Annotated in this window: 15 protein-coding genes; 7 read left to right on the forward strand and 8 right to left on the reverse strand. The window is 58.9% G+C overall.

Annotated features, from left to right (window positions below; translation table 11 throughout):
* Nucleotides 1-415 precede the first annotated feature (415 nt).
* Nucleotides 416-697 (forward strand): GNAT family N-acetyltransferase, encoded by a 282-nt coding sequence (locus tag ALP40_RS17635; protein ID WP_004887702.1) that lies wholly within the window; start codon nt 416-418, stop codon nt 695-697.
* Between the two features lie 71 nt (nt 698-768).
* Here ALP40_RS17635 and ALP40_RS17640 read toward each other — a convergent pair whose 3' ends face one another.
* Entirely contained in the window at nt 769-1,845 is a 1,077-nt protein-coding gene (locus ALP40_RS17640; protein ID WP_181115578.1) for a 3-deoxy-7-phosphoheptulonate synthase, read from the reverse strand.
* Nucleotides 1,846-2,080: 235 nt separating this feature from the next.
* Between ALP40_RS17640 and ALP40_RS17645 the strand changes: the two genes are divergently transcribed.
* The 5 genes from ALP40_RS17645 (at nt 2,081) to cysB (ending at nt 6,043) form a co-directional block, all read left to right on the forward strand.
* Nucleotides 2,081-2,416 carry a thioredoxin gene (locus tag ALP40_RS17645; protein WP_122209487.1) on the forward strand — a complete coding sequence of 112 codons (336 nt, stop codon included), beginning with the start codon at nt 2,081-2,083 and terminating at the stop codon, nt 2,414-2,416.
* A 26-nt stretch (nt 2,417-2,442) separates the two neighbouring features.
* Nucleotides 2,443-3,399, forward strand: coding sequence for a putative 2-dehydropantoate 2-reductase (locus ALP40_RS17650; protein WP_122209488.1), 957 nt, complete (start codon nt 2,443-2,445; stop codon nt 3,397-3,399).
* A 17-nt stretch (nt 3,400-3,416) separates the two neighbouring features.
* Entirely contained in the window at nt 3,417-4,322 is a 906-nt protein-coding gene (locus ALP40_RS17655) for a 5'-nucleotidase (protein WP_122209489.1), read from the forward strand.
* 91 nt (nt 4,323-4,413) lie between these two features.
* Nucleotides 4,414-4,902: a universal stress protein gene (locus ALP40_RS17660; protein WP_122209490.1), complete on the forward strand. Its 489-nt coding sequence runs from the start codon at nt 4,414-4,416 to the stop codon at nt 4,900-4,902.
* 166 nt (nt 4,903-5,068) lie between these two features.
* Nucleotides 5,069-6,043, forward strand: coding sequence for an HTH-type transcriptional regulator CysB (cysB, locus tag ALP40_RS17665; protein WP_122209491.1), 975 nt, complete (start codon nt 5,069-5,071; stop codon nt 6,041-6,043).
* A 69-nt stretch (nt 6,044-6,112) separates the two neighbouring features.
* Here cysB and ALP40_RS17670 read toward each other — a convergent pair whose 3' ends face one another.
* The gene (locus tag ALP40_RS17670; RefSeq protein ID WP_122209492.1) at nt 6,113-6,847 is read right to left on the reverse strand and encodes a phosphoadenylyl-sulfate reductase; all 735 of its coding nucleotides are present in this window, start codon (nt 6,845-6,847) and stop codon (nt 6,113-6,115) included.
* Nucleotides 6,848-7,022: 175 nt separating this feature from the next.
* Between ALP40_RS17670 and thrH the strand changes: the two genes are divergently transcribed.
* The gene (thrH, locus tag ALP40_RS17675) at nt 7,023-7,640 is read left to right on the forward strand and encodes a bifunctional phosphoserine phosphatase/homoserine phosphotransferase ThrH (protein ID WP_122209493.1); all 618 of its coding nucleotides are present in this window, start codon (nt 7,023-7,025) and stop codon (nt 7,638-7,640) included.
* Nucleotides 7,641-7,683: 43 nt separating this feature from the next.
* Here the strand turns inward: thrH and ssuE are convergent, their stop codons facing one another.
* The 6 genes from ssuE to ALP40_RS17705 all read right to left on the reverse strand — a co-directional run bounded on the left by ssuE (nt 7,684) and on the right by ALP40_RS17705 (nt 15,110).
* Complete coding sequence (gene ssuE, locus ALP40_RS17680; RefSeq protein WP_122209494.1) at nt 7,684-8,265, reverse strand: NADPH-dependent FMN reductase; 582 nt, start codon at nt 8,263-8,265, stop codon at nt 7,684-7,686.
* A 369-nt stretch (nt 8,266-8,634) separates the two neighbouring features.
* Complete coding sequence (locus tag ALP40_RS17685) at nt 8,635-9,723, reverse strand: polysaccharide biosynthesis/export family protein (protein ID WP_122209495.1); 1,089 nt, start codon at nt 9,721-9,723, stop codon at nt 8,635-8,637.
* A gap of 163 nt (nt 9,724-9,886) precedes the next feature.
* Nucleotides 9,887-11,296, reverse strand: a complete 1,410-nt coding sequence (locus tag ALP40_RS17690) for an undecaprenyl-phosphate glucose phosphotransferase (RefSeq protein WP_122209496.1) — start codon at nt 11,294-11,296, stop codon at nt 9,887-9,889.
* A gap of 12 nt (nt 11,297-11,308) precedes the next feature.
* Complete coding sequence (locus ALP40_RS17695) at nt 11,309-12,529, reverse strand: glycosyltransferase family 4 protein (RefSeq protein ID WP_122209497.1); 1,221 nt, start codon at nt 12,527-12,529, stop codon at nt 11,309-11,311.
* A gap of 73 nt (nt 12,530-12,602) precedes the next feature.
* On the reverse strand, nt 12,603-13,718 hold the full coding sequence (locus ALP40_RS17700; protein ID WP_122209519.1) for a glycosyltransferase family 1 protein: 1,116 nt from the start codon (nt 13,716-13,718) through the stop codon (nt 12,603-12,605).
* Nucleotides 13,719-13,736: 18 nt separating this feature from the next.
* Complete coding sequence (locus tag ALP40_RS17705; protein WP_183136057.1) at nt 13,737-15,110, reverse strand: hypothetical protein; 1,374 nt, start codon at nt 15,108-15,110, stop codon at nt 13,737-13,739.
* Between the last annotated feature and the right edge of the window lie 26 nt (nt 15,111-15,136).

Here is a 15,136-nt window from a genome sequence, read left to right on the forward strand (position 1 = left end):
CGACGACCGCTGTAAGGGACGATAACAATCGGATCCAGGCGGCTCATCATAGCCAACCCAAGCGGGCCATGTACGGCGGCTTGTTATCGCCTTCTCATGCCGGGTGTAGCGCTTTTCCATACTTGTGGACTAAGCGCGCCTATGGTTCGGAACCGGAGTTGTCTGGATCCTCCAGCATGAACTGATGCGCGGGTCGCGTGGAGTTCGGCTGCGACTCACGCTTGTTTTTATGCTTTTTTATAAGCAACGCACTTGAGCATCAACGGCAATGACGCCTACTATTTACAGGTGCTCTTTTAGAGATCGGCCAGGCTCTTCTCGGTGTCAAAACAGGCACAGGGTGGCGTAGATGTTCCTTCGCCGGAAAAAGATCGGTAAGGTAGGGGTCAAATTCCAAGACCCGCGAGGAGTAGCGATGAGCGAGGCGTTGTCCATCCACCATGATCAGACCGGCCATCAGTTCGAAATCAACATTGACGGCCATCGTGCCTACCTGACCTATATGGATCTGGGTAAGCAGACGCTGGATTTCTATCGGACCTTCGTCCCGGATGCACTGCGAGGCAGGGGCATCGCTGCTGCGCTGACCGAAAAGGCGCTCGATTACGCCGACAGCATGGGCTATACGGTGATTCCTTCCTGCTCTTATGTGGAACGGTACATGGAGCGTCACCAACGACAGGCCGCCAAAATCTGATCGCCGTTGCCCTGATCAACCGCATGAAAAACGCCGAGCATTGCTCGGCGTTTTCGTGACTGCATAACCGTTTACTGACGCTTGCGGGCCGGCAATACACCCTTGAGTTTGGCGTGCATGCTGCGCAGGGTTTTTTCGGTACTTTCCCAATCGATGCAGGCATCGGTGATGGACACGCCGTATTGCAATTCGGACAAGTCTTTCGGAATTGCCTGGCAACCCCAGTTCAGATGACTTTCAACCATCAGGCCAATGATCGACTCGTTGCCTTCCAGGATCTGGTTGGCGACGTTTTCCATGACCAGCGGCTGCAGGGCAGGGTCTTTGTTGGAATTGGCGTGGCTGCAATCGACCATGATGTTCGGACGAATACCGGCCTTGTTCAAGGCTTGTTCGCAGAGCGCGACGCTCACCGAGTCATAGTTGGGCTTGCCGTTGCCGCCGCGCAGGACCACGTGACCGTAGGCATTGCCTTTGGTGGTCACGATAGAGACGCCGCCTTCCTGATTGATACCCAGGAACCGGTGCGGGCTGGACACCGACTGCAAGGCGTTGATGGCCACTGTCAGACCGCCATCGGTGCCGTTCTTGAAACCGACGGCCGACGACAGGCCGGACGCCATTTCGCGGTGGGTCTGGGATTCGGTGGTCCGGGCGCCGATGGCCGACCAACTGATCAGGTCCTGCAAATACTGCGGGGAGATCGGGTCCAGCGCTTCGGTTGCGGTCGGCAGGCCCATCTCGGCCAGGTCCAGCAGCAACTGACGACCGATGTGCAGGCCGTCCTGAATCTTGAACGAGTCGTCCAGGTACGGATCGTTGATCAGGCCTTTCCAGCCGACGGTGGTGCGCGGTTTCTCGAAGTAGACGCGCATGACCAGATACAAAGTGTCCGAGACTTCGGCAGCCAGCGCCTTGAGGCGTTCGGCATATTCCTTGGCCGCTTTCAGGTCATGGATCGAGCATGGGCCGATCACGATGAACAGGCGGTGGTCGTTGCCGTCGAGGATGTTGCGGATCACTTCGCGGCCCTGGCTGACCGTGTGCAGCGCAGCGTCGGTCAGGGGGATTTCGCGTTTGAGCTGATCCGGTGTGATCAGAGTCTCGTTGGATGCAACGTTGAGGTCGTCAATCGGTAAATCAGCCATCGTGTTACTCATCAGGTCGCGGGTACTGGCCGCCTGTGATCCCCTGTGCGGCGGTGCCCAGCAGGTTTGAGCGCAGTGGGGAGCGGAACCTTAGCGCGTTATCGCGTTGTTCGACAATGGGCAAAGCTGCGCATTGGGCCGGTTTACCGGCAGTTCATGCCCCTTAATGCATCTGTCATTTGCAACCCGTGACGCTGCAACGGATAGTGTGTCGCCTGAAGTGAGGGCTAATTTTTTGATTGAACTGCAACTGAGCGACCTGGACATCGACCACCAATTGCTCGGGCTTCCGGGGACGTCACTGGTGATTTTCACCAGCGTCGGCTGTTCGGCCTGCCGCTGGGCTAGGCAGCAGTTGCCGGGCATGGGCCTGCCAATCGACCGGCTGTGCTGGATCGACGCCCAGGACAATGGCGGCGCCGTGCAGCGCTACGAGGTGTTTCATCTACCGGCGTTGTTTGCGGTACGCGACGGTGCATTTTTCGGAGCGATTCGAGCACCGCTGACGTTCGAGTCAATAGCGTCTGCGCTGGAGCGTGCCCTGGGCAGCCCACCTGACGAATTGCCCTGAATCAGACACTCAGCAAGAGAGACGTTATGAGCAATGAGACCAAACGCCCACGCATCGGCATTGTAGGCACTGGCGCCATCGGCGGCTTTTACGGCCTGATGCTGGCACGGGCCGGGTTCGATGTGCATTTTTTGCTGCGCAGCGAATTCAATGCGGTCGTGAAGGACGGCCTTCACGTCAACAGTTCGGTGCATGGCCCGCTGCATCTGAGCCCTGTTCAAGCCTACCGCTCGGCGGACAATATGCCGCCCTGCGACTGGCTTTTGGTGGGCACCAAAAGCACCGGCAATGCCGAACTGGGTCCGATCATTACCCGAATGGCCGCCGAGGGCGCGAAAGTACTGCTCTTGCAGAACGGATTGGCGGTCGAGGATCAGTTGCGAGCCGTGTTGCCTGATGGCCTTCATGTGCTGGGTGGGCTGTGTTTCGTCTGCGTTCATCGAACCGCGCCCGGCGTCGTGACACATCAGGCTTTCGGTGCGGTCAGCGTGGGATATCACAGCGGCCCGGCGTCTGATGACGCAGAACGCCTGTCTATTGTCCAGGCCTGCGCGGATATGTTCAGGCGCGCAGACATCGAAGCCCACGCGATGGCCAATCTGCAACAGGCGCGCTGGCAGAAGTTGGTGTGGAACGTGCCGTATAACGGGCTTTCGGCGCTGTTGCGGACCAGCACATCGCGCTTGATGAGCGACCCCGCCAGCCGAGATCTGGTGCTGGCGCTGATGGATGAAGTGGTCCAGGGCGCACAGGCCTGTGGTCATGCGTTGCCGGACGGTATTGCGCGTCACCTGTTCTCGGTGACCGAAGGCATGCCGGACTACAAGCCCAGCATGCACCACGACCTGATTGAACGGCGCCCGCTAGAACTGGACGCCATCTATGCCCGGCCGCTGGCGGCCGCATTGAAAGCGGGCTGCGAGATGCCACGGGTTCGCACGCTGTATCAGGCGTTAGCCTTTATTGACCGTGAAAACCGATAAACACACGAGGAAAAGGCATGGCAGACGCTGAAGGTCACAAGTTGGTACTGGCGATCTCATCGCGAGCGCTGTTCGATCTGAGCGACAGCCACGCGGTGTACATGACGCAAGGTGTCGAGGCTTACCGCCAGTATCAGATCGAGCATGAAGACGAGATTCTGGAGCCGGGCGACGCCTATCTGCTGGTGGAAAAGCTGCTCAGCCTCAACGCGAGCCTTAGCAGCGCGCGGGTCGAGGTGGTGCTGGTGTCGCGCAACAGTGCCGATACCGGGCTGCGGGTGTTCAATTCGATCCAGCATTACGGGCTGGACATCAGCCGTGCTGCGTTTGTCGGCGGACGCAGCCCTTATCCCTATCTGGCGGCGTTCGGCTGCCATCTGTTCCTGTCGACCCATGCCGAAGACGTGCGCAGCGCGCTGGATGCCGGGTTTGCAGCCGCAACGATCCTGTCGGGCGGGGCGCGACGTGCGGCCAGCGCCGAGCTGCGTATTGCGTTCGATGGCGATGCGGTGCTGTTCTCCGATGAGTCCGAGCGGATCTATCAGTCCGGCGGACTGGCGGCGTTTCAGGCCAGCGAGCGTGAATCTGCCCGCGAGCCCTTGCGGGGTGGGCCATTCAAACCGTTCTTGGCCGCGCTCAATCTGTTGCAGCGCGAATTTCCCGAGGCAAGCTGCCCGATCCGCACTGCGCTGGTGACCGCCCGTTCGGCGCCGGCTCATGAGCGCGTGATACGCACATTGCGTGAATGGGATATCCGACTGGATGAATCGCTGTTCTTGGGCGGGTTGCAGAAATCGGCTTTCCTGGAAGCCTTTGCCGCCGACGTGTTCTTCGATGATCAGCCCGGGCACTGCGAAAAAGCCCGTGAGGTAGTGGCTACCGGCCATGTTCCCCACGGAATCAGTAACGAAATCAGGCCTTGAACGGACCGGCTGTCAATTGCCCGCCGTCGCAGCCTTTGGCGCGCTGCTAAGCTGAATCAATCTCCGCCATTGTGGCTGTTCGGGAGGTTGTATGGTTCGTTCGATGCTCTATGCCTCAGACCTCGGTCTGTACGCGCCTTATGTGACACAACACGCGCTGGCATTGGCCCGGACGTTCGATGCCGAACTTTACGTGATCCATGTCGTTGAACCCATGGGGCTGTTCGCCGAATCGGTGCTGCAGAGTTATCTGGGTGAGGATGCGTTGAGGGAACTTCATGACAGGGGTGTGAGTGCGTTCATGGATGCAATAGAGCAACGGATGCTCGACGGGTTTCGTGAGGAACTGGGTGATGGTCACAAAGACCTGTCTTTCATCCGCACAGTGCGGGTCGTTCAGGGAGAACCCTCCAGCGTGATTCTTGAGCAGGCGCGAAAACTGGATGTGGATTTGCTTGTAGTGGGCAGTCACAGCCACAGGGCGAAAGAGGGCGCGTCGATTGGTCGTACGGCGGCCAGGGTTTTACAGCTTTCCGAAGTACCGGTTTACATGGTGCCCATGATGCAGAACAGAGGGTGAGGGTAGAGGTGGGGTGCAACAAGGTTTAATTGGCGGTTTAAGTGAAATCGAGCGTGCCATCGCCTTACAAAGGTGATAAAAAGTTCTAGAATTATTCGCCTGACCATTAATCCAGTTATATACCGTCGCTGATGCCCCTAGGGTTTATCTGCTTTGAGGGATACATATGAAGCTCCAACAACTGCGCTACATTTGGGAAGTGGCGCACCACGACCTCAACGTTTCTGCGACGGCACAGAGCCTTTACACATCACAGCCCGGTATCAGCAAGCAGATCCGTCTGCTTGAAGACGAACTGGGCGTCGAGGTGTTTGCGCGCAGCGGCAAGCACTTGACGCGTGTCACACCGGCAGGCGAGCGCATCATCACCACGGCAGGTGAGATTTTGCGCAAGGTCGAAAGCATCAAGCAGATCGCTCAGGAATTCTCCAACGAGAAAAAGGGCACGCTGTCGATTGCCACCACCCACACGCAGGCACGTTACGCATTGCCGCCTGTCATCAGCAATTTCATCAAGCAATACCCGGACGTAGCGCTGCACATGCATCAGGGATCACCGACGCAAATTGCCGAAATGGCGGCTGACGGAACGGTCGATTTCGCGATCGCCACTGAAGCGCTCGAACAGTTCAGTGATCTGGTGATGATGCCGTGCTATCGCTGGAACCGCTGCGTGGTAGTGCCTCAGGGCCATCCTCTGGCCAAGGCGCCGAAGTTGACGCTGGAGTTGCTGGCTGAATACCCGATCGTGACCTACGTGTTCGGGTTTACCGGTCGTTCCAAGCTGGACGAAGCCTTCAGTCACCGGGGCCTTGAGCCAAAGGTGGTGTTCACAGCGGCGGACGCCGACGTGATCAAAACGTACGTGCGGCTGAATCTGGGCGTTGGCATCGTGGCCCGGATGGCGGTGGATGAAGAACTGGACAGTGATCTGGTGATTCTGGATGCCAGTGATCTGTTCGAATCAAGCGTCACCAAGATTGCCTTCCGTCGCGGCACGTTCCTGCGTGGCTTCATGTGCGACTTCATCGAGAAATTCGCCCCGCACCTGACCCGCGAAGTGATGGCCAAAGCGATTACCTGCCACAACAAACAGGAGATGGAAGAGCTGTTCGCCAATGTCGAACTGCCCGTTCATTGATAGGACACCGTTGATACAGCGTCAGCGGGTGCATCACCTGATGCCCCCGCTGACCTGAGCCTCTATCACCTACACCTTGGCGATCAGATTGCCCGAATGCAGGCCGCACTCTTTTTGCGTCGCTTCTTCCCACCACCAGCGACCTTCGCGCTCGTGCTGGTTGGGCAGCACGGGACGCGTGCAGGGCTCGCAGCCTATGCTGATGAAACCGCGTTCGTGCAGGCTGTTGTATGGCAGCTCCAGCATTCGGATATAACCCCAGATCTCTTCACTGCTCATCTGCGCCAGCGGGTTGAATTTGTACAACGTGCGCTCGGGCGTCGAGAAAGCGGTGTCGATTTCCATGACGGCCACCGCGCTGCGCGTGCCGGGGCTCTGATCGCGACGTTGACCGGTCGCCCAGGCCTTGACGCCGGACAACTTGCGTCTCAGTGGCTCGATCTTGCGGATCCCGCAGCACTCGCCATGACCGTCACGATAGAAGCTGAACAGCCCCTTTTCCTTGACGAAAGGCTCGAGCTTGCTTTGGTCCGGCGAGATGATCTCGATGTCGATCTTGTAGTGCTCGCGCACCTGCTCGATGAAACGGTAGGTTTCCGGGTGCAGGCGGCCGGTGTCGAGGCTGAACACCTTGACGTTCTTGTTCAGCTTCCAGGCCATGTCCACCAGCACCACGTCTTCGGCACCGCTGAAGGAAATCCACAGCTCGTCACCGAATTGTTCAAAGGCCAGTTTCAGAATGTCTTGCGCAGACTTGTTCGCATAAGTCGTCGCCAGTTGCGCGACGTCGAAGGGTTGGCTCATCAGGCGGCTTCCTGGGCAAAAGGTTGGCGCTTAAGCGCTCGTGATGGCCGCAATGGTAACAAAATCCATCGTGGCGTGGCCGCTTCGCTAACAGATGCACTGCGTTGCGCAGGCTCTGATCAGGGGCTAGAGTGCCGCTTCCCTTCGTTATGAAGTGTCCTTTGAGGAGCGCTCTGTGGAAATTGCCTGTCTTGACCTGGAAGGTGTGCTGGTCCCGGAAATCTGGATTGCTTTTGCCGAGAAAACCGGTATCGAGTCGTTGCGTGCCACCACGCGGGATATTCCCGACTACGACGTGCTGATGAAGCAGCGTCTGCGCATTCTCGACGAACACGGCCTCAAGTTGTCCGACATTCAGGAAGTGATCGGCACCCTCACGCCGCTGGACGGCGCGGTGGAGTTCGTCAATTGGCTGCGCGAGCGGTTTCAAGTGGTGATTCTGTCGGACACGTTCTACGAGTTTTCCCAGCCGCTGATGCGTCAGCTGGGTTTTCCGACCTTGCTGTGTCATCGCCTGATCACCGACGAAACCGACCGGGTCATCGGCTATCAGCTACGCCAGAAAGACCCCAAGCGCCAGTCGGTGCTGGCGTTCAAGAGCCTGTATTACCGCATCATCGCGGCAGGCGACTCTTACAACGACACCACGATGCTGGGTGAGGCCGACGCCGGCATTCTCTTCCATGCCCCCGATAACGTGATCCGCGAATTTCCACAGTTCCCGGCCGTGCACACGTTCGACGACCTGAAAAAGGAATTCATCAAGGCGTCGAATCGCGAGCTGAGGTTATAGGCCGTCATTGAGGCTGCGGCCACAGGCCGGCGTCGAGTAAAACCTACAACGCCAGTTGCAAATGCCCGCCCGCCGCCTTGTGCCGCGCCTGCAGTCGGTGTTGCAGGCTCAGGTAGAAATGTTCGAGCCCTTCGTGCAGGCGCTCGGTGAGGACTTCATCCAGCGTGCCGCCTTCTTCGTTGTCGCCATAGCTGATCTGAGTATCGATGGCGAAGATCGCGTGCAGCACTTCTTGGGATTTGAGTGCCGACAGCACCGGTTTCAAGGCGTAATCCACGGCCAACATGTGAGCGATGCTGCCACCGGTTGCCAAGGGCAGTATCACTTTACCGTGCAGGGCACGCTCGGGCAGTAGGTCGAGCAGGGTTTTCAGCGCGCCGGAAAAGGAGGCTTTGTAAACGGGCGTGCCGATCAGCAGACCGTCGGCCTGCCTTACAGCTTCGACAAATTCCAGCACCTGCGGGCTGTCGAATTTCGCGAACAATAAATCTTCGGCGTTGAAGTCGCGAATGCGCAGGGTGGTGACGTCAATACCGTGGTTCTGCAGCCAGCGGCCAGCATGAGCCAATACGACACCTGAGCGGGACTTGGGGGAGGGACTGCCTGAAAGCGACACAACGAGCATGCGGGAATTCCTAGCGATAAGCGTAAAACGATAAAGCAGCATGTGTGCCAGCGCGCTGTGAAGTCGCTTATTCACCGGAAACACTGGGCCGGTGGCTTTTTTTCCGTGAAAGCGGCCCGTGTAATAGCTGCTGAAAAGCCGGTCAACTGTTGAACGGCTGTTGCATCAGCAACACTTTCAAGCGGGCTTGAGCCATGCGCTCGGCTCACTGGGTTCGCCATCTGTGCCATGTGTGACGCGCAGCGTCACGGGCTGCATGCCGACGCAGAGCGTCGGCACAATCAGTGTCAACACCACAAAAAACCAAACCGCAGATAAAAAAATCCCCGCAACCGAAGTGGCAGGGACAAGGTTTAGACGTCGAGTGAATCAGTTGCGGAAGGCAGCACCGGTCTGTACCACGCTGGCCGAGCCCAGGAGCTGGCTGATGAAGCGGCTCCATCGGGTGATGTTGGCCGGGCCTACGAACACCACGTCCTGAGCCTTGAGTTCGAACTGACCGGCCAGCAGATAGGCCGTGGGCTTCTTGGCGTTCAGGTGATATACGGTGGATGGCGCGTTGGCGAAGTTCTCCGCGCCGCGAATCACGTACACCGCATCGCCATCGGCACTGTCCGGACTCAGCCCGCCGGAGTTGCCCAGCGCTTCCAGAAGCGTCACGTTGGTGGTGGCAAACGAGATGACCTGCGGATTGCGTACTTCGCCCAGCACATAGATCTTGTTCTTGGAGGCGCTGTTGAGGTGCAGGTAGTCGCCATCCTTGAGGAAGACTTTGCTCAGTTGCGAGCCTTTGCGGTTAAGCGAGTCGATGTCGATCATGTAGTCACGACCATCGCGGCGCAGCGTCAGACCGGCCAGATTGGCGTCGGTCAGGTCGATGCCCGCGACGCTGATCGCCTGCACCAGACTCAACGGAATATTGGTGATCGATTGCGGCCCCGGGGTTTTGAACGAGCCGGACAGCAGCACGCGCTGGCTGTTGTAGCGCAACACCTTCACGTCCACCTTGACCTCGGTGTACTGCGGCGCCAGGCCCATGCGCAATTGCTCACGAATCTGGCTGACCGTTTTGCCGCCTGCGCGAATTCTGCCGACGTACGGGAAAAACAGTGTGCCGTCGCTCAGCACCTCGCGGGTATTGGCATCCAGTTGGTCCTGGGAACCGGGCGCGGTCAGCTCAGGGTGTTCGAAGACCGTGACCAGCAGCGTGTCGCCAGGCCCTACGATGTATTCCGGCGTCTTGTAGCTCAGCAGTTCTGCAGGTAAAGCTTTGGTGTCCAGAGCGGTGTTCTGCTGCTGTTGCTGCAGGGTTTTGGGGCTGATATCGACCAGTAAGGCCTTGGGTTCGTCGGGGTCGGTGGTGGTGACATCCCCCGGCGTCATGTGTTGGCCGGGCGCGAACACGCACCCCTGCAGGACCAGAGAGGAGAGCAACAGGACAGCCAGGCTTCGATTCATAGCAGTGTTCCTTCGTGACGGTGCGCCTTGCACCTGAATGATTTCGTTACGTCCATTTCCACTACCGGCAGCAGCACCGGTCCACGTCGTGATCGTTTTTAGCGCGCGCACATACCTCCCTCCGGGCAAAGGCTGCCGGAGCCGTCGTTTAGTCAATGGAATGTCAGAAGGCATTCTTGTTGAAGAAGCCCTTGAACAGCGTCAGCAGAATGATTTTGAGGTCCAGCCAGATCGACCAGTGCTCGATGTAGTCCAGGTCGAACTCGACCCGCTTGCGCATCTTGTCCAGCGTGTCGGTTTCGCCGCGCCAGCCGTTGATCTGTGCCCAGCCGGTGATGCCCGGCTTGACCTTGTGGCGCAGCATGTAGCCGCTGACCTGCTTGCGGTATTGCTCGTTATGCGCCACAGCATGGGGGCGCGGGCCGACGATGGACATGTCGCCGCGCAACACATTGAAAAACTGCGGCAGCTCATCCAGCGACGTGCGGCGCAGGAACGCACCCAGCGGCGTGATCCGTGTGTCGTTGCGGGTTGCCTGACGTACCACATCGCCATTTTCCTGTACGTTCATGCTGCGGAATTTCCAGACCATGATCGCCCGACCGTCGAGGCCGTAACGGCGTTGGCGAAACAGCACCGGGCCAGGGGACGTCAGTTTGATGGCCAGGGCGATCAGCAGCAGCGGTACGGCAATCAACAGCAGAATCAGACTGGCTAACAGGATGTCTTCCGCCCGCTTGGCCACGCTCCACGCGCCGTCCAGAGGGGAGTCGAAGATGCTGATGCTGGCCAGCCCGTTGATGCTTTCGCTGCGCGCATGCAACAGTTCGAACATGAAGACGTCCGGGATCAGGTACACCGAAGCGGTGGTATCGCTCAGGCCGGTGATCAACGCTCGCAGGTGGGGCTCGGCGCTGAACGCCAGGGTGATGTAGACCTTGTCGATCCTGCCCGCGCGCGCGTCCTCGACCAATTGTTCAAGGTCGCCGAGCACCGGCAGACGACGTCCGGTCAGGCCCAGGTCCATCTGTTGGGGGTGGGAATCGTAGAAACCCAGCAAATTCAGCCCCATCCAGGGGGCGCTGGATATCGACTGGGCCAGCCGCTCGCCGACTTGCCCCGTGCCCACGATCGCCACCCGCCGGGTATTGAAGCCGTGACGACGCAGGCTGTGCAGCAGCGAACGAATCAACAGGCGATAACCGCACAGGATTGCCAGCACCAGCGAAAACCAGGTCATCTGTCCGTTATCAGGTAAGTGAGCCCGGTTGAGCAGCAGGTAGTCCACTGACAGCAGAACGATGAACGTTAGCGCCCAGTAATTGAAGACTTTGGTCAGTTCGCGCAGGATTCGCTCGCCGCGCCATGAACCGTACAGCTGGTGGTACTCGCCAACCCAGTGAAACACCAGCACAGCCAGAATAATGTGCAGCCAGGCTTCGGTGCTGTCGATCATTGCCAGGTGACGCTGCCAGTAACCGATCAGTACGATGACCGCCAGGTCCAGCAAACGGTGGGCGACCGACAGCGCTGACTGATGGGCGTGAAGAATGCCGCGAACGGAGGTGCGCATGACAGTGCTCGCTCAAACGGATGTGATGGGAATGACGCGGGACGTCATTTCGCTGGCAGGGCTCTGCTGGGCCTGTGCAATCCACGGGGGCGAGGGCAGGCGTGTCACGTGTTCGGCCGCCAGACGGTGTTCGACGAACGCCCGGATTTCCTGCTCGAAACGGGCGACAGAAAATCGCTCGGCGTTGGCCCGGCAAGCCTGTGCCGTGATGCGTGCCTGCGCGACTTCGAATTCGTTGACCGCTGCGACCAGCGATTCGACGGTCTGCCGTGGGTACAGCACCCCGGTGGGTTGTGGGTGATCCAGTCCCCTGACGGTTTCCAGCACGCCGCCCTTGCCGAAGGCAATGACCGGTGTGCCACAGGCCTGGGCTTCTACCGGGCTGATGCCAAAATCTTCTTCGGCGGCGAAGATGAAGGCTTTGGCGGTGCGCATGTGTTCGATCAGCACGTTTGCCGGCTGAAACCCCATCAGCGTGATGTTCGGTGCCCGGCTGGCGATGGTCTGGGCCTTGGTCAGATCGGGCCCGTCGCCGATCATGATCAGGTGCTTGTCCGGCATGGCGGCGAAGGCTTCGACAATCATCGGCATGCGCTTGTAGGGCACCATGCGCGAGGCCGTGAAATAGAAGTCCTTGCGTGCGCCGTGAGCGGTGAATCGAAGCGTATCGACAGGCGGGTAGATGACGGTCGACTCGCGTCGATAGGCCTTGCAGATGCGTGCGCCGATGAACCTGGAGTTGGCGATGAACGCGTCCACGCCTGCTGCGGTGCGCTGGTCCCATAGGCGGATGTAATGCAGGATCAATCGCGCCAGTTTGCCTTTGACGCCCGTGCTCAGGCCCGCTTCGCGCAGGTACTGATGTTGCAGATCCCAGGCATAGCGGATCGGCGAATGCACATAACTGATGTGCAACTGATCGGGACCGGTAAGCACGCCTTTGGCGACCGCATGACTGCTGCTGATGATCAGGTCGTAACCGGACAGGTCCAGTTGTTCGATGGCCAGCGGCATCAACGGCAGGTAGCGCTGATAGCGTTTTCGAGCGTTGGGCAGGTTCTGGATAAAGGTGGTCGTGGCCACTTTGCCCTGCAAGTGAGCGCGGTCCTCATCGCTCAGGAAATCGATCACGGCAAACAGGTCGGCCTCGGGCCAGATGTTGATCAGTGAAGCCAGCACACGCTCGGCACCGGCATAGGTCACTAGCCAGTCGTGGACGATCGCAATTCTCATGGAGATTCCTTGCTGTATTCGCTCGCTCTACTGCAGGCGCGACAGGACGCGTCTTGACGTTGCTGTTGTTGATTCAGGGTTTGCTTGAAGACGATTCGGGGCTGATGCGTTGTTTGCCAGGCAGGGCGGGTTCGGGTTCCAGCAACGCATCGATGCGCTGGGAAAGACGCTGTGCGGAGAGCTCCCAGGAAAAACGCTTCACGTTGTTCAGTCCATGCAGCCGCAAGGCATCGCGCAGCGGGGCATCGACCAGAACCCGGTGCATGGCTGCGGCCATATGGCTGACGTCCAGCGGATCGAAGTACAACGCGCTGGCTTGCAGCACCTCTGGAATCGACGCCGCGTTTGCCGCCACCACCGGACAGCCACAGGCCTGTGCCTCCAGAGGCGGGATGCCAAACCCTTCGTAGAGCGAAGGGAACACAAAAGCCGTTGCGCCTTGATATTGCTCGATCAGTTCGGCATCACTTAGCCGTCCCAGAAAACGAATCCGCGGATCGCGGCAGGCCAGCCGTTGCAGGTTAGGGTCGGCGAAGATGCCCGTGGTTGCGCCGACAATATGCAATTGCAGATCGGTATGATCACGCAGGCTGAGAAACGCCTGAATCATGCGGTTGAAGTTTTTGTGTGCTGCGGGTGATGACACGGCCAGCAGGTATCTTGGACCGCCTGTGTGAAGAACGCGGGGCCGGAAGCTGTCGTTCACGGCAGCGGGAACGATCAGCACTTTGTTCTCGGGGAAACCGTAGAACTGCGAGATCTCGCCTCTGGAAAAACTGCTGCTGGTGACCAGCGTCCTGACGCGCGACAGCAGGATCGGGGTGATGGTCCGATAGGCCAGGCGGAACAGGCGGGTGTAACTCTGTGGGAAGCGCACGTAGTTGATGTCGTGGTGGGTCGCGATCTGATTGCGGTAGAACATCGGACCGGTGCTGCTGATCGAGATCAGCAGTGGATTTTTCTGACGCCGCAGATAGAGCGGCAAGTCGATCTGTTCCCAGAGATGACCTTTGTTTTGACCGATGCACTGTACGTTCAGCGCCTTGGCGCTCTCATGCAGTCTGATACCGTGGGGGGCAACGAACATCAGGTCGTTGCGCAGTTTTCTCAGCGCCGTGCAGATCTGCTCGGCATAGCGCTGCACACCACTGACGTCCTGGGTGAGAAAACGTGAATTGATAACGATCATCTCAAGCATCCTGCAAGTTCATGGTAATAGGTTGGATGCGGGTGCTTTCAGGAGGTCTTGCAACCCCCGATCCCGTTCTTGTTGGGCAAACAGCGGGGGCCGGACGCCCAGGCTGATGATTTTCGGAAACTCGTCGATCTGCACCTGCGCCGAGCAGCGTGCCTCTTTGCAGGCCCAAGGGATGTCGGTCTCGAACAACCCCTTTTCAGGCTGGCCGCTGTCAATCATTGCAACGTTGCCGCGCTGCACACTGCTGGCCTGGACATGGGTCAGGTGCGCAACGCCGGTGGTCCAGGCCACCAGAATCTGTTCGGCTCCGCGGGTGAACCTCAACAGGTAGGTCGAATCCATCTCCTGGCTTCTCTGGGCGTCAAACTGATAGTCGAGCAGGGTCTTGCTGATGACCTTGAGGGTTGCGTAGGCAGGCTTCACGCTGAGGTCTTTTCGGAGCAGGCCGAAGTTCTGCTGCGGGTCGTTCGGGTCGGAACCACTGTCGATCACCCCGTACCACCACACGCCTTTGATGTCCGGTAAAGTGCGTGCGAGGAAAAAACTGCGTGCCAGAAAGGCCGCTTGACGCTGTTCGCTGACACTGCATTTACCCTGTCCGGTTGGCCAGCCCATTTCCGTGAGGTAAAGGGGCACCGGACGACCCGCCAATGAACGCAGGTCCGCGTCGATCCAGCGCAGCCAGGCGATCCAGCGTTCGGGGGTGTGACGCGGTTCTTGCCTGCAATGCACGAAAGGATGCAGCGACAAGCCATCCACTTGGCTAAGCAGACCGTTCTGGATCAGCCGGTCTGCGAAACCCAGGTCCATCCCCAGACTGGTCACTGCACCTGCCAGAACCGTGACTGGTTGTTTCTGCTTTTTGATCCGGGCGGCGATTCCCTCGATCAGGTTGCTGTAATCCTTGGCCGCCCAGGCATCGATGGGGTTTTCTTTATCCCACTCATTCCAGATCTCGTAGAAATCGACATCAGCGGCCAACTCCCGGGTGACGAAGCTTGAGTAATTGCCAAACGCCTGCTGCACCTCAGGGTGACGCGGTTTGGCGTGGTTTTCATGAAAAGGGCTGCCGTAGCCCAACACCAACAGCGGTCTTGACCGATGCTTGCGGACCTTTTTCAGGTAGGACTGCCAGGCCGGATCGATGCGCATGACGCCGCGTTTGGGTTCGACGCTGGTCCAGTACGCGCTGTCGCGTACCGAATTGATGCCGGCGCGCTCCAGCAATTCGAGCACTGGAGTCGTCATGCCATCGCTGTTCATCAGTTGCGCGTCGACGCCGATGATGAATTGATCCTCGCCTGTGGCAGCAAGGCTGGTAAGCAGGCCCAGCAGAAAAGCCGTCAGCGATCGCCGCCGACGCAATGCAGGTGGCTTGGGCATGTGTTGTCTCAATCAAGAAACACGTT

The organism is Pseudomonas viridiflava (genome assembly GCF_003702045.1).
Classification (GTDB): Bacteria; Pseudomonadota; Gammaproteobacteria; order Pseudomonadales; family Pseudomonadaceae; genus Aquipseudomonas; species Aquipseudomonas viridiflava_C.